Origin of the sequence: Streptococcus chenjunshii (assembly GCF_003086355.1) — a bacterium.
GTDB classification, from domain to species: domain Bacteria; phylum Bacillota; class Bacilli; order Lactobacillales; family Streptococcaceae; genus Streptococcus; species Streptococcus chenjunshii.
This window is the reverse complement of record NZ_CP031733.1, coordinates 831,186-851,614: the sequence shown is the minus strand read 5'-3', so window position 1 is coordinate 851,614 and position 20,429 is coordinate 831,186. Positions and strand designations below refer to the sequence as shown.

Sequence of the window (20,429 nt, the reverse complement as noted above, 5' to 3'; positions counted from 1 at the left end):
TATTATACCATAAGAGACAGCGTAAAAGAGAAAGGGCTTGCCGGAAATTGTTTAACTGCCATTATTGAACACAGCCTAAACGTTGCGGGAAAAAGAGACACAATCGTAGGAAGTCTCAAGCTGACGTACGAGTGTGGCTGCTCTGTGAGTACAAACCGTCTAAGGTCTAGCGACCTAGCGCCGGTTTCCTATTTCCCCTTTACGTTTTTAACCGCCTTTGTATCTTGGTGGAATTGAACACGGCCTAAGAGCTGTGCAAAAAAGACATAGCTAAGTTTAGAATTGATTTCAAGTTAATAGCCGTAGACGTCTGAAGGCTTTGTCATCTTATCAGCCGACCGCACCCTTCTAGTCGTCCTGACAGGGGGCGTCTGCGAAATCACAGATTTCTGGCTTACCGCCTATTTTCCCTTTGCATTTTTCACAGCCTTTGTAGCTTATATAAAAGAGAGTGGGACAAAAGTCGGTAAATTGTCATAAAGTGACGATTTCGATTTTTTGTCCCCACCGTACAGTTGATTAGGGGAGGTCGCTGTCTCTTTCGCAACAAGGGATAAGAACTTCCAATCGACTACTACGCCAAACGCATCTGTTTAAAAAAGTAAAACGAGGCAGGACTTTTGTTCCTGCCTCGTCAGAGCTTGAAAATAGCGGAGCGGATCACAGCGTCCTGTTCTATAATTTAGCATGATCTGGATAGCCACGCATTCCCAAGTTCACTTCAATCTGTTACAAGATGAATATCGGCGCCAAGTGCGGACAGCTTTTCAATAATATTCGAATAGCCGCGAAGAATAAATTCAACATTGCTGATTTCTGTCTGACCTGAAGCCATCAGCCCCGCAATAACCAGAGCAGCACCTGCACGCAAATCAGTCGCCTTGACCGCTGCTCCAGTCAAGTGATTCGGCCCCTGATAAGCAATGCCTCTTTCATCAACTGATATCGCTCCTCCCATCTTTACTAGCTCAGGAACATGATTGGTTCGTTTTTCATAAATTGTATCAACAATGGTTCCTTGCCCCTCAGCACTCAGTAAGAGAGGGGTCAGAGGCTGCTGAAGGTCAGTGGCAAAACCCGGATAAGGTGATGTTTTAACTGAAACAGCTCTAAGGCTTCCTTGTTTTTCCACATAGACGGCATCTTCTTCGACAGTCATACGGACACCCATTTCCTCTAATTTAGCGAGATAGCTTTCAAGATGTTCATAGAGGACATTTTTGATACGGATTCCCTCACCCGCTGCTGCTGCCAAAGCGATATAGGTCCCTGCTTCGATCCGGTCAGGGATAACTTGATGGCGTGTCCCATGAAGTTTTTCAACACCGTCAATGGTAATCACATCTGTCCCAGCACCGCGAATCTGCGCTCCCATATTATTTAGCAAAGTGGCCACATCAATAATTTCAGGCTCACGCGCTGCATTTTCAATCACCGTCCGTCCGTCTGCCTTAACAGCAGCAATCATCGTATTAATTGTTGCGCCGACACTGACTGTATCCATATAGATATGTGCTCCGTGAAGTGACTGATGAGGCGTGGTTAGGTGCATAGAATCGCCTTCATAAGAGACGGTTACTCCCATAGCAGCAAAAGCTTTCAAATGCTGGTCTATCGGCCGCGGGCCTAAATCACAGCCTCCCGGCAAACCGACAATCGCTTGGCCAAAACGTCCTAAAAGGCTCCCATAAAAATAATAAGAAGCGCGCAGACGGTTAATTTTACCGTAGGGCATAGGGATATTCTCAACGCCGCAAGGATTAATTTCAAGCGTTTCTCCTGTACGTGTAACACTTGCTCCCATTGTTTCCATAATATCAACCAAACTGTCAACATCAGAAATGTTAGGAACACCATCCAATGTGACGGTATCATCTGTCAGAATAACAGCCGGTATCAGCGCAACAACACTGTTTTTCGCCCCTGAAATCGACACTTCCCCCTGCAGCGGTTTCCCGCCGTTAATGATAATCTTTTTCATACTCCCAAAACTTTCTTAGCTAAAACTTAACTTTTGCATTTTACCATATTTTAGGCTTTTTGACAAATTGAATCAGAGAAGATATCAATGAGTGAAATCAGAGAAAAGACGCTTTTAAGATGGCTTCCAGTGATAAGATGTTCGCACTTTTTGAAAATTATGATGATACAAAAACTCTTGGGACTTAACATGAACAGACAGCTAAGTTCCAAGAGTTTTATTTTTACAATATTGTTAAACTATAATATCTCAAGCCCACTTCCTTTTTATTAAACAGGTACTGTCTCACGAAGTTTCACAGTAAAAGCGTAATGAAATAAGCTTCCAAATAAGAACCAACTTACAAATGTTAACGACAATTTCAGCAAAACATTACCATCACCCCAAGGGCTGTTCCATAAAATATGCAGGACAAAAGGAGAAAACAGCCACACATATGCTAAGTAGGTTTTAGGCTTGAATTTCTGCACAAATAAAATATAACAAGCTCCAGTCAGCATAGCAGTCAATAGCCAATGGGAAGCAAAAGCGGTTTCCAAGCGTAGAAAAGCTTGCCATACAGGATTCACTGTTCCTTCAACGAATGATCCAGCGACATAAGTATAATCTTCTGACAACTGAAAGCCAAGCCCTACTCCAAGACCAATTAAGATGAAAGCAGAGAGCTTTTCAGCCCCGACTAGATAAGCAACGATTAAAGCCAAAATCAGTTTTAAACTTTCCTCCGCAAATGGCGGAACAAGGCTAGGTGCCCAGCTATTAAGAAAATCTTGGTTGGTAACAACTGTTTTTAGCAGATCTGTCAGCCAATAGTTTAAAAGTCCTGCTAATGAACCAATCACGGTTGCTCCTGCAAAGACAGATAGCCAAAAATAAGACAAACTGCACTTTTCTTTTTTTAGCAGATAGCAAGATAAAACGGATAAAGGAATAAAATAAGTCAAAGCAAAAATCAGCATGGCCGCAGCAAAAGTCTGCCATTGCTTTATAGATAAATTCAGATTAAACAAGATAAAGCAGTCCCACACAAAACCTGCCACAGAAAGAAGCCCTACTAAAAATATCAACAGCTTACGCATTATATTCTACCTCCTCTATTAAGATACAAAGGCCGTTAAGAAATCCGTATGAAAATGGCGGTAAGTCCGAAATCTGTGATTTCGCAGACGCGCCCCTGCCAAGATGACTAGAAGGGTGCGGGCGTCTGTTAAGACGGCAAAGCCTTCAGTCAGCTACGGCTAGGGTCGTTTAACAAGATGCTTGCATCACGTTGGCAGGCATACTCACAGAGCAGCCACACTCGTACGTCAGCTTGCGCTTCCTACGATTGCGTCTCTTTTTCACTAGGATTTTAGGCCGTGTTCAGTTCCAATAAGATACAAAGGCCGTATAAAAACTTGAGCTGAGGCTGGGACAAAAGACCTGCCTCGTTTTACTTTTTTAAACAGATGCGTTTGGCGCAATGGTTGATTGAGGCAGGATCACAAAACCGAAATCGTTATGTTATGGCAATTTACCGATTTTTTGTCCCATAATCAACTGTATTTTTATTCTACCACAAGGCAAAAAGGTTTATCTAAAGCCTATCTAACATGTATCTCATTTTTATCTATTTTTTCTTTTCACTTGTTGACAGATCAGTAAAAACTATGGAAAATAAAAACAGAAATAAAAACAAGGAGGCTATAATGATTAGCAACACTATTAAAAAAACCGATGGTAAAAAATTATTGTTACAAGGATTGATTATTTTTTTCATCTTTTTTGGAGTTTCTCTATTATCTAAGGGGCTGCCATTCAGTAAGGACAGTTCAGCTTTTCTTCCCAATCTTTTGAATTTTATTTTCAGTATCAGTTTAGCTGCCTGTTGTTACCGCTTCATTAAAAGCGATAAAATCTTTGTTGAAAAACTGCAGTTTTCCAGAGTTAGCAAGATTCTATTTGCTGTTTTGCTTGGAATTTTTATAGTGCTTTTTTTAATTGTTTTCCGAGTACCTTATAATATACAAACAGTATTAAGAAAGGGTATCGTTCCAGCACTGTCAATTCTTTTGGCTGCTGCCGCTGCTGGTGTTTTTGAAGAATTTCTTGTCCGAGGAGTATTCTTTGCCGGGTTTTTACAAGTATTCCAAAACAAAAACCGCATGCGGTCAGTGTTTTGGGCTTCATGTGCTTCCGCTGTCTTATTTGGTCTGCTCCATCTCACCAATTTAACCAGCAGTTCTTTTACAGCTGTTATACAGCAAGTTTTTTATGCTGCAGCTTTTGGTTTGATATTTGCTGCTCTTCGTATAAAGTACAACAATTTATGGATTCCAACTATTATCCATACACTGATTGACTTTCAGCCTGCTGTAGCTTCAAATGGTGCCCCATCAGGACATTCTTGGATCGGTTTAATCGTTATTTTTCTACCTTTAGCATTTCTCGGACTTACAGTTTTATTTCATTTTGACCGAGATTGCAACCGATCTGAAAAAGCTGCAGAGATGAAGACTGTTCAAAACACCTGAAAATCGCTTTAAACTCAGCGTAGCACAAAAGTTGGCAGCACCGCAGCCGTTTTTATCACGACTACCATTTTGAATAGTCCCTGCTATTAATAAAAAGCCCTGCCATAATCAGACAAAAGCTGATTATTGCAGGTTTTTTTAGATAAGACTGTTAAACCAAAAGTTCATCCCTTTAGCACTTTATCGCAGGGCAGCTAACAGATCTTCGGTACGGTCCGTCTTTTCCCACGGCAGGTCAATATCTGTCCGTCCCATATGGCCGTAAGCCGCGGTTTGACGGTAAATAGGACGTTTCAAATCCAGCATTTTAATGATACCGGCCGGACGCAGGTCAAAGACCTGCCGTACAGCTTCTTCAAGTCTGCTCTCTGCCGCCTTGCCCGTACCAAAGGTATCTATCTGTACCGATACCGGCTGAGCAACACCAATAGCATAGGCCAGCTGTACCTCTGCTTTTGAAGCAAGGCCTGCTGCGACAATATTTTTAGCGATATAGCGGGCCGCATAAGAAGCTGAACGGTCAACTTTTGTGGCATCTTTACCTGAAAAAGCACCGCCTCCATGGCGGGCGTAACCGCCGTAAGTATCTACAATAATTTTCCGGCCTGTCAAACCGGAATCTCCTTGCGGTCCCCCGATGACGAAACGGCCTGTCGGATTGATGAAAAACTTTGTCTGTTCATCTAAATACTCTGCCGGAATAACCGCTTTAATAACCTGATTGATGACATCATCATGGATGTGCTGGCTGGAAACATCCGGATCATGCTGAGTGGAAATAACGACTGTATCTACACGGACAGGTCGGTCATCAGCATCATATTCAACTGTTACCTGTGATTTGGCATCAGGTCTGAGGTAAGTTATCTCCCCGCTTTTGCGTAAATCAGCCAATTTTTTGACTAATTTATGAGACAGGGAGATTGGCAGAGGCATCAGTTCCGGTGTCTCATCAATAGCAAAACCGAACATCATGCCCTGATCTCCTGCACCAATTAAATCTAAAGGATCGCTGGCTGTATTTCCGCGGACCTCTAGGGCTTCATTGACACCTTGAGCAATATCGGCCGACTGTTCAACTAAGGATGGGTGAACCCCTACCACTTCTGCTGCAAAACCATAGTCGGTATTGCTGTAGCCGATTTCTGCAATCGTATCCCTTACCACTTGATTAATATCTATATAGGCCGTTGTGGAAATTTCTCCAAAAACATGGACCGATCCAGTATAAACAGCTGTTTCTGCCGCTACATGTGCTTCTGGGTCCTGTTCCAAAACAGCATCTAAAATCGCATCTGAAATTTGGTCGGCAATCTTATCCGGATGGCCCTCCGATACAGATTCAGACGTAAAAAGCTTGCGTTCTGACATAGAATGTCCCCCTTTTAATAAATCATTGATCTGACTAAATACAGCTCTTGTTTTAAGCAAATAAAACCAGAGAAGGCTGTCTCATTTAGCGAGTTAAAAAGTTACAAAGCACTGGCTGAAAAGACAAAGCTAAAACAAAGTAAAACTGCTGCAAGCGAAAAGAGATTAGGACAAAAGTACCCCTGATACTTTATTTGCGGTTGACAGTTCTTGTCTGGATGCGACTTATCCACCTTAAACGGCCCGCTGGACTATTTAACAATTCCGCAAGTCGCAGCAGCCATCCTAACCAACTATGCTGAGGCGAAGATGCCATACGGCAGCCCTAACCAAGAAGTTGAAGAGGCAGGGAAAGTCTTATGGTTTTTGTTCCATACTCTGCTTGTTCAGCCACCTTTTCGGGACTTATTAACCCTTTTATTGTATCATGTTTTCCGGTATTTTGTTATACAAATCCTCGCGGGAAGTAAGAAAACGGAAATGATTTAAAAATAACTGTAGCAACGCTAATTATGCTATAATTTGGTTATGAAAACATACGAACAAATCTATCAGTCATTGCAGGAAAAAAAGGGACAGTTTGTTACAGGCCAGGAACTGTCAAAGCAGCTGGGCCTCTCACGTACAGCTGTCTGGAAAGCTGTCAAAAATCTGGAGCATCAAGGTCTGGCTATCGAAGCTGTTAAAAACAGAGGCTATCGTCTTTGCAGCGGTGATCTGCTGCTGCCAGAAAGAATTGCCCATGAACTGGGGATTGCGGTCAGCCTTAACGATAAAAGCCTTTCGACACAGCTGGATGCAAAAAAAGGGTTAAATGCCGCTGTTCAGACGCCCCATCTCTACTTAGCTCCTCAGCAGGGCAGAGCCAAGGGGCGCTTCGAAAGACCTTTTTTTACAGCTAAACAAGGGGGGATATATATGTCGCTCCTTCTTAAACCTCAGCAATCCTTTGCTCAGACTAAACCCTACACTTTGATGGTAGCTGCCAGTATTGTCAAAGCTATTTCCAGACTGACTGCCATTGAGACTGAAATCAAATGGGTTAACGATATTTACTTAGAAGGAAAAAAAGTCGGAGGCATTCTCACTGAAGCCATTGCATCTGTAGAAACAGGGCTAATTACCGATATCGTTATCGGTGTCGGCCTGAATTTCGCTGTTAAAAGCTTTCCGAAAGAACTGTCTGCTAAAGCAGCGTCGCTGTTTACAGCAGAAGAACCAGATATCACCCGCAATCAGCTGATTACTGAAATTTGGAGACTCTTTTTCAACACTCCTGAAAAAGAGTTGCTCAAAGTTTACAAAGAAAAATCTCTTGTTTTAAACAAAGAGATTACTTTTAAGGAAAATAATACTGTTTACACAGGCACTGCTTATGATATTACCGATCGGGGGGAGCTTCTTGTCCAGCTTGAAAATGGTCAAAAAAAGACACTGACCAGCGGAGAAATCAGTCTTTCTTCTTGGTAGTGTCTAAAACTGTTTTAGTAAATTGGGTTATCAAATAAGCTCGCTGCAGGTTGCGCAGCAGCAAAATTCCCCAAAAAATGGCAAAAAAGTAGTCCTTGTTAAAAACAGCATCATTAAAAAATAGGTTTCAAAGGCACATACCACTGCCAATAATGAAAATTGTCCTTTAGTCATGCTTTTATTATAGCACATCTTTAACTATTCTAAAAAAGAAAGGCTGACTAATTCCATACTTTGGCCATCATTGCAGATAAGTCGTTGCAGGTCTGTCACGGCTTTTTTATAATGTCTGCTGCATCTCTGCCTAAACGGACTTGCAGCAGAGGTGCACAAGACGGTAAGCTAAATGATGCAGCCAGTATAATTTGATATTTTGCTGCAGTTTTCAGACTAATCAGCTATAGTTTCAATCTTACCAGACAAAAAGGCGAAGTCCTGCGGGATAAGTTCCTCCTTATCGTCCGCTTGCTCAGCTTCTTCCTGCTTTTGATTTTTAAACCTTTGCGCAAATTCTGTACGAATCTGATCAAAATCAGAACGCGGAACAGCTAAGATATTGGGCGAGAAACCTGCCGCCTGATCCATGATATTGCCAAATACCGCATTGAGATCACTTCTTTTCATCGCTTGTTCGGCATTAAAGGCAGCGTTGAAAGCCAGAATTGCGGTCTCACTGTTAGCAAGAACAGGTTCTGCCCCCAGCAAAAGGGCACGGTCTTGAGCTTTAATGCTGTCTAAAATTTCATTCCAAGCTCCTTTTAAAGCATCAAGATAAGCGCGTGACTGCTGGCTGTCAGCAACTGTTTCCTGCATAATTGTTAAAATCTTTTCTTTATCAACCTTGTATTTAAATGCTTTTTTGGTGTTGGCCGCGGATTGCTGACTGTCTGTCTTGGCTGCAGATTGACCCGAGCGAAAGGCTGACAGCTCTTCTTTCAGCCTGTTCACTTCCTGTCTCAGCTCTTCAATTTCATTAGATTCCAAAGACTTTGGCGCCGTTTCTGAAGGCAGTTCTGCCAGCTGAATCGTCATCATTTCAGCATAGATTTTGGGATGAGTCCCCTGTTTAATTTCCTGCAGGCTTTTGGTTATCAGGTCAATCATTTTGAAAAGCGTTTCCTGCTCAAAGGCGAGGTTGGCCTGAAAAACAGCTCCTCTGTCTGCCGCCTCTCCGCCGGCCTGAACCACCAGTAAATCACGCAGATAATTCAGCAAATCGGCCGCAAAGCGGCTCATGCTTTTGCCGCTGTCAAAAATAAGCCCCAGATGTTCAAGAGCTGACAGGGTTTCGTGATGCAGGAGATCAGCCACATAGTCATCCAAGGCAGCTAGTGAGATAGAACCAGTGATTTCTTCAGCAATGGATAAAGTAATCTGTCTGTCTGCTGTCAAACTAAGTGCCTGATCTAAGATAGACAGGGCATCCCGCATTCCGCCTTCCGCCCGACGGGCAATAAGAGACAGGGCTGCCGGTTCATAGCTGACTGCTTCCTGATCCAGCACAGCAGCTAAATGCTCCTGAATAGCCGCTGACTTAATCGTCTTAAATTCAAAGCGCTGTACACGAGAAAGAATCGTCGCCGGTATTTTATGCAGCTCAGTTGTCGCCAAAATAAAAACCACATTTTCGGTTGGCTCCTCCAGCGTCTTTAGAAGCGCATTAAAAGCCCCTGTCGAGAGCATATGAACCTCATCAATGATATAAACCTTGTAAGTCGCTCTGCTGGGAGCATATGTAGATTTATCACGTATTTCCCTAATTTCATCAACACCATTGTTTGAGGCAGCATCGATCTCCATGACATCTTCTAAGCTTCCCCTAGTGATATCACAGCAGATATCACATTGATTGCAGGGCTCACCGTCAGCTTGATGAGGACAGTTCATCGCTTTAGCAAAAATTTTGGCTGCACTGGTCTTTCCGGTACCGCGCGGTCCGGAAAAAAGATAGGCATGACTGATCTTACCACTGGCTACTGCTTGCTTTAAGGTCGTTGAAATAACGGTCTGACCGACCATCTCTGCAAAAGTCTGACTGCGGTACTTACGATAAAGTGCTTGATACATTATTTGTCAACTCCAAACATCTTAAAATCCCAATCGGTCCTTTCCAGAAGAAGCGAAACAAATGTTTCCAGATAACTCTGATCCACAGCATCATAATCATCGATCAGAGCCGAGTCCAAATCTAGAACCCCTACCAGCTTACCTTTTTCAACCATAGGCAAAACAATCTCACTCTTAGCCGCCGCATCGCAGGAAATATAGTTAGCATAAGAGGCTACATCTCCGACAATGATGGTCTGCTCTTTCTGAGCAGCTTCACCGCATACTCCTTTGCCAAGCTCAATACGTACGCAAGATACGCCTCCCTGAAAGGGGCCTAATATTAATTGCTGACCGTCAAAAAGATAAAAGCCGGCGAACACAGAGTTAGGCAGTGCCGCTTTTAGCAGAGCGCTGGCATTAGACAGATTGGCCAGCGCATTATTTTCATCAGCGAAAAGTGCTTTGGTCTGAGCCAATAGAAGCTGATAGTTTTCGGTTTTCTTTTCCTTACTCATAATTACTATTATAGCAAAAAACACTTATATTAAAAGCAGAAAAAACAAACCAAATTAAGATCAGAAAGCCATCTTACTTATCTGAACTGACAGCAAGAATCGGCTGTACCGAAACGGTTCCAGCAAATCAGTTATAGTACTGACTCGGAAATTTAGCTGCCGGCTGAAAAACAGGTTAAATAGGCTGACTTTATCAAAGATGTTATAAAAACTTAATATCCATCTTATTTACTTAGTGCTATACTTGGTTTGTTATTATAAAATGAGAGCCGCATTCTGCAGGCGAACTGTAAATTTTTGATTGAATGGCAGAATCAGATTTTTTATATAAATTAGTTAGATTTTTTTACTGTAGAGCAGGCTCTTATGTTATTAATGGAACACGGCCTAAACGCTGTGAGAATACACAGGCAGTCCGAACTTGAAAATGGGGGAGTGAGGGAACCTAAAATTTGGGGTTCTGTACAAGGCTTAGCCAGCCGTAGATGACTGAAGGCTTTGCCGTCTTTGCAGCCGACCGTACCCTTCTAGTCATCCTGGCAGGGGTGCGTCTGCGAAATCACAGATTTCGGACTTACCGCCTATTTTCTCTTTGCGTTCTTAACGGCCTTTGTATCTTGGTGAAACTGAACACGGCCTAAAATCCTAATGAAAAAGAGACGCAATCGTAGGAAGCGCAAGCTGACGTACGAGTGTGGCTGCGCTGTGAGTATGCCTGTCAGCGTGATGCAAGCATCTTGTTAAACGACCCTAGCCGTAGCTGACTGAAGGCTTTGCCGTCTTAACAGACGCCCGCACCCTTCTAGTCATCTTGGCAGGGGCGCGTCTGCGAAATCACAGATTTCGGACTTACCGCCATTTTCATACGGATTTCTTAACGGCCTTGGTATCTTGGTGAAGGAGAGTTTTTATGATAAAAGAAAAGCGTAATAAAGGTTTTGTTGCTAATTTAGTTTTAGGTATTATTTTTTTACTGATTGCGGTAGGCTATATGATCTTTAATTATTACAGCACTGATATTAAAAGACTTGAAAGCAACAACGCTGTTTATAATGGTCAGTCCACTGTAGCTGAAAATGGCAGCAATCTTGTTATTGATATTTACGGTATTTACGATGAACCGATTGCCGATATTGATGGCCACAACACCGTACTTTGGCTTGTCACTTTCCGGGATGGCTACGCAGCTCTGGAAGCTAAAGAAAATGATAAAACAATTGCTCAGCTTATCAAAAAAGGGGACAGTCTGGCCGACAGTCCGGAGTCATTAACTGTTACATATTATAATGCCAATTACAACAACCAAGAACAGATTGAAAACTATTCTGCTTCACTTGCTGAGATTATCGATTCTTCATCAGAGATTGGCCAATACTTTGTTTACGGCAACTATGTGTCACTTTCCCAGCTGCAAAATGACCGGCGGTCTTCTTATATCGTAGGGATTATTTTCTGCGGTCTTGCTGCTTTCTTCATTGTAGCGGCTTTCTTCACAAAAAAACGTGTCAATCAAGCTTATGATGAACTTTATCAAGAATATCCTGAATTAAACGGTTCTTTTGATTCTCTTGTTTCTGAAGCAGCTTTTCACGATGAAAAGCTGAAAATCATTATTTATAAACACCATTTAATCAGCGATTATCGAGGGCTGAGTGTCATGAATCTCAATGAAATTGTTCAGCTCTATCATTACATCCTGACAGTGAGACGGTCCCTCATCGCAGTCAGCAGGCAGTCATCTCTAATTGGCTTAAAAAATAATGATAAGAAAAAATATAGTGTCCCGATTAAAAATATCGGCAAAAAAACAGACGATCAGTTACAGGATACTTTTGAGTATCTGAGCCAGCATTTCCCTCATATTCAGCTTGGAAAATAACTATTCTTAAAAGAGAGCAGGCTTGTTCAGGTATCTACGCCGGTCTAATGCTGAATTGTCCGAAGAAAGGAGCCCTCAATGACTTTATTATTTTTAACATCATCTTTTGCGGAAACACAGGATTTATTTTTAAGGGTGCTGGATAAATATAAGATAAAACAGGACATGCTGTTTATTACGACAGCAGCTCAAGTTGAAGAATACAAACAATTTATCGAGCAGGTCTACACTGGCTTTGAGAAGTTAGGTTTAGCTGTGACCGCTCTGGATATTGCGGAACTGTCAGAAAGTGAGTCGGCCAAAGCAATAGAGTCTTGTTCAATCTTAGCTGTTTCAGGGGGCAATACGTTTTATCTTTTGCAGGAATTAAAAAAGAAAAACTTACTGCCTGTCATTCGCCGGCGCATATCAGAAGGGATGCTTTATGCCGGTGAGTCAGCCGGCGCTATTATCGCAGCTGCTGATATCAGCTATGCTGGGATCATGGACAGCCCTGGTTTGGCCGCGGAACTAACAGATACAGAAGCGCTTGCTTTAATAGATTTTTCTGTTTTACCGCATTTCGGAGAAGAGCCTTTTGCAGCGGCTTGCCAGCAAACATTGGATCGCTATCAGGATAAACTTCAGCTACTTCCTATCAACAATCATCAGGCTGTTTTGGTCACTGAAGATGACTGTACTGTGCTGGAATCATAGCCAATTGAACTAAAACATGACACGACTGTATCTAAAAAAGAGCGGAGTAGAATCGATTTCTCGCGAAATACGGATTCTGCTTCTGCTCTTTTCTCATTTTAATAATATTCGCCCTGGCGATAATCCCAAGAGTTAAAATGATCCGAAAGGTGCATCATAATTTTATCAATATCAAGCCCTTTGCGAATAACAACTGGGCAAGGGGAAACGGAACGGCTGCCGGCCCCCTGTTCAGGAATGAGTTGGCCATCAGCATCTACCATTGATACCATAACGCCCTGTTCATAACGTGTATCCACTGTTTTATCAGGCTGGATGGAGGCAACATAATCATCCGCCTCGATCACAAGGTCAACATAAGATTCAATACGCTCACCAATGCCTTCTACCTTACCACGATTGCCTTTTCCTGATGGGTTGGCCGATGATGCATAGACCATTCGGCCTTCTTTCTCCCACATTTCTTTGGCAATTTGCTCACCTGCTACACCAAATTTGATAACAAAGCAGGAAGTGCCGCGGCTGTCTGTCATCAGTTCTTCACGGCCGTCACCATAAGCTTTTAATTTGTCATAAGCCTCTTTTTTCCAAGGGAGAATACAGCCAAGAAGAATATCTTCATCCCAGTGTTTTTGGTAAAAAGCATCGATTTCAGGTGTCAGCTGAGCAAGAGCACGCAGTTCTTCCATACTGCCGCAGAGCACTACTCCCGGTTTGTTGCGCTTGCGTTCCTTAGCGGCGAACTTGCGCTCAAGCCCCTCTTTATCGGCTGTCATAATGATGTAACCTACTTTAGTCGGACAGACAATAACGCCTCCCTGTCCTTTTACAATGTCAAGCCCTTCTTGCGACAGCTCGCCATTCCAATGGATGTGTTTAGTCATAACAGATTATTCTCCATCTAATTTTTAATCATACCTTATTAGTTTATCATGCTCACTGTGAAAAAGCAATAAATTTTCTGAATTTTCCAAACTGACAGACCTGAACCAGCAGCATAACCAAGTCTAGCTGCTGCGGCTGTCACTGCCAGTATCGGGGGCGTCTCTTCTCATAATCAGCAATCAGTTCTTCATACTGCAGAGTAATCCCGATATCATCAAGCCCCTTAAGCAGTTTATTTTTCCATTCTCCGTCGATATCGAAATGAAACTCTCCGACAGGTGAGATAATCTTTTGCTCATGAAGATTGACGGTCACCTCATCATCAGGATCTAAAGAAGCCAGTTTTTGCCTTACTTCTAAAGGCTGAACAATCGGCAAAACGCCATTGTTCAGGTCATTATTATAATGAATATCGCCAAAAGAACCTGCAATAATCACTTTGAAGCCATAATCCGCTAAGGCCCAGGCTGCATGTTCCCGCGATGAGCCTGCACCAAAATTATCACCGGTCACCAAAATCGTTGCCTTGCGATAAGCAGGCTGATTGAAAATAAAGTCCGGATCTTCGGTATATTTATCGTCCAGGTAGCGCCACTCATACATTAGATATTTCCCAAAACCTTTTTTATCAATTAATTTCAAAAATTGTTTTGGCAATATCTGGTCGGTATCAATATTATCATTCATCAAGGGAACTGTTGTTCCCGTATAAACTGTAAATTTGTCCATCACATTCTCCAAGCAGTTGGATTTTAAGCTGCTGTTTGTTCAAATGAGCCATTTCCCTGTTGAGTCCAAGAAGCAAGCTCACAAACGTTAATCGGCATTTACGCTAGATCAGTTTGCCTCCGGCAGCCGGCGAACATCGATAAAGTGGCCCGCTATAGCTGCTGCTGCTGCCATAGCAGGACTGCATAAGTGTGTTTTTGCCCCTTGCCCCTGCCGATCTTCAAAATTTCGATTGCTGGTTGATGCACAGTGCATTCCTTCGGGAACCTTATCAGGATTCATGCCCAAACACATGGAGCACCCAGGTTCGCGCCACTCAAAACCGGCGTCTGTAAATATTTTATCAAGGCCGATTTTTTCAGCTGCACGTTTAACTGGCCGGCTTCCTGGAACAACAATAGCTGTCAGATTGGCCGCAATATGCTTTCCCTTAACAAATTTTGCCGCTTCCTTAAGGTCGCTTAGGCGGGCGTTGGTGCATGAGCCTAAAAAAACATAACCTAACTCAATATCTTCTGCTGTCTGTCCAGGCTTCAGCTCCATATAGCTGTATGCACGCTCATCATTCATATCACGAATTTCTGGGAAAGGCCGACCGAATTCTACCCCCATAGAAGGGTTGGTCCCCCATGTCACCATAGGAGCTAAGTCAGATACATCCAATTCAATAACTTTATCATACTCAGCATCTGGATCGGATACTAAGGTTTGCCAGTCTGCCACTGCTGCGGCAAAATCCTTAGGAGCATGTTCTTTATCCTTAAGATAGTCAAAAGTTTTTTGATCCGGATTCATAATCCCCATTTTAGAACCGAATTCAATGGACATATTGCAGATAGTCATCCGTTCTTCCATTGTCAGTGCATCGATGGCTTCGCCCACATATTCAACAACATGGCCTACCCCTACGGCAACACCGTAACGGGCAATTAAGGCTAAAACATAATCTTTAGAATAAACCCCTTTTTGCGGTTTGCCAATAAACCTGACTAAAAGTTTTTTCGGTTTAACCTGCCAAATGGTCTGGGTTGCAAAAACATGCTCAACCTCCGTTGTGCCTATTCCAAAACCAATAGCCCCAAAGGCGCCGTGGGTAGCGGTATGGCTGTCTCCGCAGACAATGAACTTTCCAGGCTGAGTGCGCCCTGTTTCCGGACCGACCATATGAACAATTCCTTGATGTTCAGAACCGTGGCTGGCATGTGGAATACCGAACTCATTGACATTACGGGCCAGCGCATCCATCTGAGCTTTGGAAATCACATCACGGATATCATAGATATTAACGGTAGGCACATTATGGTCAAAGGTCCCAAATGTCAAATCCGGACGGCGCACCTGCCGTCCTGCTTCCCTTAGCCCATCAAAAGCCTGAGGGCTGGTCACTTCATGAATATAATGCTGATCAACATACATGAGCTGAGGCTCGCCTTCTTTGCCGGTTATGGTATGCCTGTCCCATAATTTATCAAAAATCGATTTTCCGCTCATCTTATCTCTCCCAACTAAATAGGTTTTCATAAAAAGCTGAAACATGATCGGATTCAGCTGAAAGCCTCCTGCTATAGTGTGTCCCATGGGATCTCTCATCTCAGGATTTGGCTAAAAATGTTTAGTTCAGATTATTTACAACAGCTGCGGTTACTTGGGCTGTGCTGGCAGTCCCCCCTAAATCTCTGGTCAGAATGCCTTGGTTCAGACTTTCGGCCACAGCCTTTTCAATCATTTCAGCACCGGCTGCTTCAGCAAAGGAATCGCGCAGCATCATGGCAACCGATAAAATCATTGAAATAGGATTAGCAATTCCTTGCCCTGCAATATCCGGAGCAGAGCCGTGAATAGGTTCATAAAGACTGGGACCATCTTCAGCATGGCTGGCTGACGGCATAACCCCTAATGTTCCCGGCAACACAGAGGCTTCATCGGATAAGATATCGCCAAAAAGATTTTCGGTCACGATGACATCAAAGCGGGAAGGGTCAGTAATGATTAGCATAGCAGCACTGTCAACCAGCTGGTGTTCAAGCGTTACATCCGGGAATTCGGCTGCTACTTGGTCGGCCAGTTGATGCCACAGCTTAGAGGTTGCCAGCACATTTTCCTTATCAATGCTGGTTACTTTCTTACGGCGCTGCCGGGCGATAGTAAATGCTTTGCGCAGAATACGGCGAATTTCCTCAGCCGAATAGGCATTAACGTCATACGCTTTTTCGCTTTCAAGCCGATGTTCTCCAAAATAGATGCCCCCAGTCAGTTCCCGAACAAGCACAAAATCTACACTATCAATCTGCTTTTCCTTGAGAGGTGACAAGTGCCGGAGAGCCGGAAAAATCTGAACCGGTCGGATATTGGCAAACAATTTAAGCTCCTTACGCAAGGCAAGCAGTCCTTGTTCAGGACGCATCGGAGCCTGATTATACTCAGGACTGCCGATTGCTGCCAATAAAACAGCATCAGCTCCTTTAGCAGCCTGCAGTGTATCATCCGGAAGCGGCGTTCCGCAGGCAGCGATAGCTGCACCGCCAAAAGGCTTTTCAATAATCTTGTACTTAAAACCAATTTTTTCAGCTGCTGCAGCTAATACTTCAAGCCCTGCGGCCATAATTTCCGGCCCGATACCATCGCCGGCTAAACTTACAATATTTATCATCTCATCTCCTTACACAAGATACAAAGGCCGTGAAAAACGCAAAGAGAAAATAGGCGGTAAGTCCGAAATCTTCGATTTCGCAGACGCACCCCTGCCAGGATGACTAGAAGGGTACGGTCGGCTGCAAAGACGGCAAAGCCTTCAGTCATCTACGGCTGGCTAAGCCTTGTACAGAACCCCAAATTTTAGGTTCCCTCACTCCCCCATTTTCAAGTTCGGACTGCCTGTGTATTCTCACAGCGTTTAGGCCGTGTTCAGTTCCACAAGATACAAAGGCCGTTAAGAAATCCGTATGAAAATAGGGAAGGACGAGCGGTGGCCTACACCGCGACAGACTTCATCTTTTTCATTAGGATTTTAGGCCGTGTTCAATTCCACAAGATACAAAGGCTACCTCAAACTTGGAAAAAGACAAGCAATCTGCAGTCTTTTCCCAAATTTCCATCTTCTTGAACAGGCAAAGCCAAAACTGACAGCTAACTTCCCTCTGGTTCTGAACTGGTTTCTATGGTTACTTAATTCGGGTAGTCATGTTCTGACAACTGACGGCCAATCTCACCGGCATTTTCCTTTTGAACCAGTGTATTGGCATTGATATAGGCAATGGCACTGGCTTTTAAGACATCAAAATCAAGACCTGAAGCATTAAAAATTGTATCCGTATCAATATTTTCAACAGAAACCAGTACACGCGCCTGCGCATCAATACCGTCAGTAACAGCCTCGATATTGTAACTGTCTAATCTAACCGTTTGATTAAAGAACTTGTCAACAGCGTTAAAGATAGCTTCAACCGATCCTTGGCCGTTAGCCAATACTTCAACCACTTCATTATCAGCATTAACCATGGATACCGCGGCTGTTAAGGTTTCATCAGCATTTGAAGTCACCTTAAGATTGCTGAAGCGGAAACCTTCTGGATTTTCAACTTCTCTCCCGATAACCAAAGCCTGAATATCCGCATCAGTAATATCGTGTTTCTTGTCAGCCAGTTGTTTAAATTTAGCAAAGAAATCAGCAATTTCCGATTCTGAAAAATCAAAACCAAGAGCCTTTAATTTTTCAACAAAGGCATGGCGGCCGGAAAGTTTGCCCAAAGGCAGTGAATTCTGCTTTACTCCGACCAGTTCAGGAGTAATGATTTCATAGGTCAATGGATTTTTCAGAACCCCGTCTTGATGAATGCCTGATTCATGTGAGAAAGCATTGCCGCCGACAACAGCCTTATTTTTTGGAATCGGAATACCTGAATAACGCGACACCATTTCCGAAGTATTGATGGTTTCATTGAGTACAATATCAGAAGTCACTTGGAAATAATCTTGACGGATATTAAGAGCTACTGCCACTTCTTCAAGCGCTACATTGCCGGCCCGCTCACCAATACCATTAATTGTGCCTTCAATGCGGCCGGCACCGTTATTGATAGCTGACAAAGTATTGGCGGTCGCCATACCGAGATCATCATGGCAGTGCGGGCTGAAAATAATCTCATGCTCTGTTTTAACATTTTTCAGCAGATAGTCAAAGATAGCGCCATATTCTTTCGGAGTTGTGAAACCAACTGTATCCGGGATATTAATATACCTTGCCCCAGCATCTACCGCTGTCTGTACCACCTGAAGAAGATAATCTAATTCGGTGCGTGTCGCATCTTCGGGGGAGAATTCTACTACATCAAATTTTGTCCGTGCATAGCTGACATGCTCTTTGATGATATCAAGGATTTCCTCTTTCGATTTTTTTAGTTTGAATTCACGGTGAATAGGGCTGGTCGCTATAAAAACATGACACTGGGGGTATTTAGCATCTTTAATTGCCTCATAGCAGGCATCAATATCTGATTTGACCGAACGCGCCAAGGCAGACACAGCTGTCCTCGTCATTGCGGCAGCAATCTGTCTGGCTGCCTCAAAAGAATCCGGACTAGCAGCCGGAAAACCTGCTTCAATGGCAGAAATGCCCCATTTTTCCAACTGTTTAGCAATAGCAACCTTTTCCTTAACTGAAAAATTCACTCCCGGTGTCTGCTCCCCATCGCGAAGGGTTGTATCAAGAAACTCAATTTTACGCATATAAAACCACCTTCTAAAATCCTGATTAGCACTGAGACAGCACAGAATGACAGCCTGTCTCTTCCTCTGCCTGCAGCAAATCATTAACAAAAAACATCCCGCAAGGTTAATTCCAAGCGAGATGTTTCTTTACTCCCGCTTGGTAAGCCAAACAGGACTAATGCTTTTGCATTAGCCCACATCCCGCAATAGTAAAACAACTTTCACTGTGAATGGCATTTGACTTATTCCCTTCCTTATAACTTGTTAACATGATATAATTTTCTGACTATTTTGTCAATAGCCAAATTTTGAAAAAAGCGGAAATATGACGGCAGTCTACTTTCATGTATCTATCCGAATCAATGAACTGACCGCCTTATTACGGTAAGTAACATCATCACGGCTGCTAAATCCCATGTTTTCCCAGAAGGCATTTGCTGCTTGATTTTTACTAAAAACAAGCAGAGCAACTTTATGAATCCCTTCTTTTTGTAAAGCTTCTAAGCTGTGTTCCGTCAGCCTGCTTGCTATTTTTTGCCGGCGATGATCCGGATGGACAGCAGTATGATAAATATAGCCCCGCCGTCCGTCATGTCCAGCCATAATAGCCCCAAGCAAAGTGCCTTTGTCTTCTGCAACAAAACAGGTATGGGGGTTGCGCTTTAAAAATACAGCAACACCTTCCCTTGAATCATCCAGATTATTTAAACCCATTCCCTGACAGGACAGCCAAAGCTGGTAAAGTGTATCATAATCTTCAAGTCGCATAGTCCGAATAAACATCTGTTTCTCCCCCTTCTGTACAGAAAACTACAAAAGTTAGACTAATCTTTTAGGACTGGCTGCAGAAACAGCATAAAACTTTTTGAGGAGTCATTTCTTATTTTTGGTTTAAAATGCTGGCAACCTTAGTATTAATCAAATCAATCGCTACAGTATTTGAAACGCCTTCAGGAATCACGATATCAGCATAGCGTTTAGTTGGCTCAATAAACTGATGGTACATCGGTTTGACAACAGTTATATACTGCTCAATAATACTATCCAGGCTGCGCCCTCTCTCTTCCATATCCCTCTTGATGCGGCGAATAATCCGGATATCATCATCTGTATCCACAAAAAGCTTAATATCCATCAAATCCCGTAAACGCTGATCCTCAAGAACCAAGATACCTTCAACAATAAACACATCCTGAGGTTCCTGACGGTAGCTCTGCTTGCTCCGAGTATGGCGAGTATAATCATAGATTGGAATATCGACCGGCCGGCCGGCGATCAATTCATTGATGTGCTCAATCATAAAAGCTGTATCAAAAGCCAAAGGATGATCATAATTTGTTGTTACACGTTCATCAAAAGTTAAGTGGCTCTGATCCTTATAGTAAGAATCATGTTCAATCATAGCGATTCTGGCATCTGGAAAATGTGACAGAATAGCGCGGGAAACACTGGTTTTTCCGCTACCAGAACCGCCGGTTACACCTATAATAATCGGTTTTTTAGGCATTTCTTGCTCCAAATCTCATAAATACTGGAAACCAAAAGAGGCAAAAGCAGGCTGCATACCGCAAGCGACAGCCGTATGCACATGAGTAATCTAATCTTGCATCATTTTGAATTCAAAGGGTATAAAT

The 20,429-nt window shown here is 43.0% G+C and carries 17 protein-coding genes; 4 read left to right on the top strand and 13 right to left on the bottom strand.

Annotated elements, in window-relative coordinates:
* Positions 1 to 721: 721 nt before the first annotated feature.
* Positions 722 to 1,981 (bottom strand): UDP-N-acetylglucosamine 1-carboxyvinyltransferase, encoded by a 1,260-nt coding sequence (locus DDV21_RS04255; protein WP_116878785.1) that lies wholly within the window; start codon positions 1,979 to 1,981, stop codon positions 722 to 724.
* Positions 1,982 to 2,250: 269 nt separating this feature from the next.
* Positions 2,251 to 2,925, bottom strand: a complete 675-nt coding sequence (locus DDV21_RS04250) for a PrsW family glutamic-type intramembrane protease (protein ID WP_162886282.1) — start codon at positions 2,923 to 2,925, stop codon at positions 2,251 to 2,253.
* Positions 2,926 to 3,669: 744 nt separating this feature from the next.
* Between DDV21_RS04250 and DDV21_RS04245 the strand changes: the two genes are divergently transcribed.
* A complete protein-coding gene (locus tag DDV21_RS04245) occupies positions 3,670 to 4,494 on the top strand; it encodes a CPBP family intramembrane glutamic endopeptidase (protein ID WP_162886281.1) in 825 nt (274 codons plus the stop codon).
* Positions 4,495 to 4,674: 180 nt separating this feature from the next.
* Here the strand turns inward: DDV21_RS04245 and metK are convergent, their stop codons facing one another.
* Positions 4,675 to 5,865: a methionine adenosyltransferase gene (metK, locus tag DDV21_RS04240; protein ID WP_116878782.1), complete on the bottom strand. Its 1,191-nt coding sequence runs from the start codon at positions 5,863 to 5,865 to the stop codon at positions 4,675 to 4,677.
* A 528-nt stretch (positions 5,866 to 6,393) separates the two neighbouring features.
* Between metK and birA the strand changes: the two genes are divergently transcribed.
* Entirely contained in the window at positions 6,394 to 7,335 is a 942-nt protein-coding gene (gene birA, locus DDV21_RS04235) for a bifunctional biotin--[acetyl-CoA-carboxylase] ligase/biotin operon repressor BirA (RefSeq protein WP_116878781.1), read from the top strand.
* Here the strand turns inward: birA and DDV21_RS12050 are convergent.
* The 3 genes from DDV21_RS12050 to DDV21_RS04220 form a co-directional block, all read right to left on the bottom strand.
* Positions 7,316 to 7,399: a DUF3272 domain-containing protein gene (locus DDV21_RS12050; protein WP_241964713.1), complete on the bottom strand. Its 84-nt coding sequence runs from the start codon at positions 7,397 to 7,399 to the stop codon at positions 7,316 to 7,318. The two genes, birA and DDV21_RS12050, sit on opposite strands and share 20 nt — an antisense overlap.
* Before the next feature lie 326 nt (positions 7,400 to 7,725).
* Positions 7,726 to 9,402, bottom strand: a complete 1,677-nt coding sequence (gene dnaX, locus DDV21_RS04225) for a DNA polymerase III subunit gamma/tau (RefSeq protein ID WP_116878780.1) — start codon at positions 9,400 to 9,402, stop codon at positions 7,726 to 7,728.
* Complete coding sequence (locus DDV21_RS04220; RefSeq protein ID WP_116878779.1) at positions 9,402 to 9,899, bottom strand: GAF domain-containing protein; 498 nt, start codon at positions 9,897 to 9,899, stop codon at positions 9,402 to 9,404. Before DDV21_RS04220 ends, dnaX begins: the two co-directional genes overlap by 1 nt.
* 910 nt (positions 9,900 to 10,809) lie before the next feature.
* Between DDV21_RS04220 and DDV21_RS04215 the strand changes: the two genes are divergently transcribed.
* Together DDV21_RS04215 and DDV21_RS04210 are read left to right on the top strand one after the other, a co-directional pair.
* Positions 10,810 to 11,778 carry a hypothetical protein gene (locus DDV21_RS04215; RefSeq protein WP_116878778.1) on the top strand — a complete coding sequence of 323 codons (969 nt, stop codon included), beginning with the start codon at positions 10,810 to 10,812 and terminating at the stop codon, positions 11,776 to 11,778.
* Between the two features lie 78 nt (positions 11,779 to 11,856).
* Positions 11,857 to 12,474 (top strand): Type 1 glutamine amidotransferase-like domain-containing protein, encoded by a 618-nt coding sequence (locus tag DDV21_RS04210; RefSeq protein WP_116878777.1) that lies wholly within the window; start codon positions 11,857 to 11,859, stop codon positions 12,472 to 12,474.
* Between the two features lie 98 nt (positions 12,475 to 12,572).
* Here the strand turns inward: DDV21_RS04210 and DDV21_RS04205 are convergent, their stop codons facing one another.
* The 7 genes from DDV21_RS04205 to udk form a co-directional block, all read right to left on the bottom strand.
* On the bottom strand, positions 12,573 to 13,358 hold the full coding sequence (locus DDV21_RS04205) for an L-threonylcarbamoyladenylate synthase (protein WP_116878776.1): 786 nt from the start codon (positions 13,356 to 13,358) through the stop codon (positions 12,573 to 12,575).
* 139 nt (positions 13,359 to 13,497) lie between these two features.
* Positions 13,498 to 14,088, bottom strand: coding sequence for a 3-isopropylmalate dehydratase small subunit (leuD, locus tag DDV21_RS04200; RefSeq protein ID WP_116878775.1), 591 nt, complete (start codon positions 14,086 to 14,088; stop codon positions 13,498 to 13,500).
* Between the two features lie 108 nt (positions 14,089 to 14,196).
* Entirely contained in the window at positions 14,197 to 15,579 is a 1,383-nt protein-coding gene (leuC, locus tag DDV21_RS04195) for a 3-isopropylmalate dehydratase large subunit (protein WP_116878790.1), read from the bottom strand.
* 121 nt (positions 15,580 to 15,700) lie between these two features.
* Positions 15,701 to 16,738, bottom strand: a complete 1,038-nt coding sequence (gene leuB, locus DDV21_RS04190; protein ID WP_116878774.1) for a 3-isopropylmalate dehydrogenase — start codon at positions 16,736 to 16,738, stop codon at positions 15,701 to 15,703.
* Positions 16,739 to 17,253: 515 nt separating this feature from the next.
* Positions 17,254 to 18,813, bottom strand: coding sequence for a 2-isopropylmalate synthase (locus DDV21_RS04185; protein ID WP_116878773.1), 1,560 nt, complete (start codon positions 18,811 to 18,813; stop codon positions 17,254 to 17,256).
* A 324-nt stretch (positions 18,814 to 19,137) separates the two neighbouring features.
* The gene (locus DDV21_RS04180) at positions 19,138 to 19,578 is read right to left on the bottom strand and encodes a GNAT family N-acetyltransferase (protein WP_116878772.1); all 441 of its coding nucleotides are present in this window, start codon (positions 19,576 to 19,578) and stop codon (positions 19,138 to 19,140) included.
* A 97-nt stretch (positions 19,579 to 19,675) separates the two neighbouring features.
* Positions 19,676 to 20,302, bottom strand: coding sequence for a uridine kinase (gene udk / locus DDV21_RS04175; protein WP_116878771.1), 627 nt, complete (start codon positions 20,300 to 20,302; stop codon positions 19,676 to 19,678).
* Between the last annotated feature and the right edge of the window lie 127 nt (positions 20,303 to 20,429).

What these genes read in the sequence shown, in the direction of transcription:
- DDV21_RS04255 (WP_116878785.1), bottom strand. Translation starts at nt 1,981, where the DNA reads ATGAAAAAGATTATCATTAACGGCGGGAAACCGCTGCAGGGGGAAGTG.
- DDV21_RS04245 (WP_162886281.1), top strand. Translation starts at nt 3,670, where the DNA reads ATGATTAGCAACACTATTAAAAAAACCGATGGTAAAAAATTATTGTTA.
- metK (WP_116878782.1), bottom strand. Translation starts at nt 5,865, where the DNA reads ATGTCAGAACGCAAGCTTTTTACGTCTGAATCTGTATCGGAGGGCCAT.
- birA (WP_116878781.1), top strand. Translation starts at nt 6,394, where the DNA reads ATGAAAACATACGAACAAATCTATCAGTCATTGCAGGAAAAAAAGGGA.
- dnaX (WP_116878780.1), bottom strand. Translation starts at nt 9,402, where the DNA reads ATGTATCAAGCACTTTATCGTAAGTACCGCAGTCAGACTTTTGCAGAG.
- DDV21_RS04220 (WP_116878779.1), bottom strand. Translation starts at nt 9,899, where the DNA reads ATGAGTAAGGAAAAGAAAACCGAAAACTATCAGCTTCTATTGGCTCAG.
- DDV21_RS04215 (WP_116878778.1), top strand. Translation starts at nt 10,810, where the DNA reads ATGATAAAAGAAAAGCGTAATAAAGGTTTTGTTGCTAATTTAGTTTTA.
- DDV21_RS04210 (WP_116878777.1), top strand. Translation starts at nt 11,857, where the DNA reads ATGACTTTATTATTTTTAACATCATCTTTTGCGGAAACACAGGATTTA.
- DDV21_RS04205 (WP_116878776.1), bottom strand. Translation starts at nt 13,358, where the DNA reads ATGACTAAACACATCCATTGGAATGGCGAGCTGTCGCAAGAAGGGCTT.
- leuD (WP_116878775.1), bottom strand. Translation starts at nt 14,088, where the DNA reads ATGGACAAATTTACAGTTTATACGGGAACAACAGTTCCCTTGATGAAT.
- leuC (WP_116878790.1), bottom strand. Translation starts at nt 15,579, where the DNA reads ATGAGCGGAAAATCGATTTTTGATAAATTATGGGACAGGCATACCATA.
- leuB (WP_116878774.1), bottom strand. Translation starts at nt 16,738, where the DNA reads ATGATAAATATTGTAAGTTTAGCCGGCGATGGTATCGGGCCGGAAATT.
- DDV21_RS04185 (WP_116878773.1), bottom strand. Translation starts at nt 18,813, where the DNA reads ATGCGTAAAATTGAGTTTCTTGATACAACCCTTCGCGATGGGGAGCAG.
- DDV21_RS04180 (WP_116878772.1), bottom strand. Translation starts at nt 19,578, where the DNA reads ATGTTTATTCGGACTATGCGACTTGAAGATTATGATACACTTTACCAG.
- udk (WP_116878771.1), bottom strand. Translation starts at nt 20,302, where the DNA reads ATGCCTAAAAAACCGATTATTATAGGTGTAACCGGCGGTTCTGGTAGC.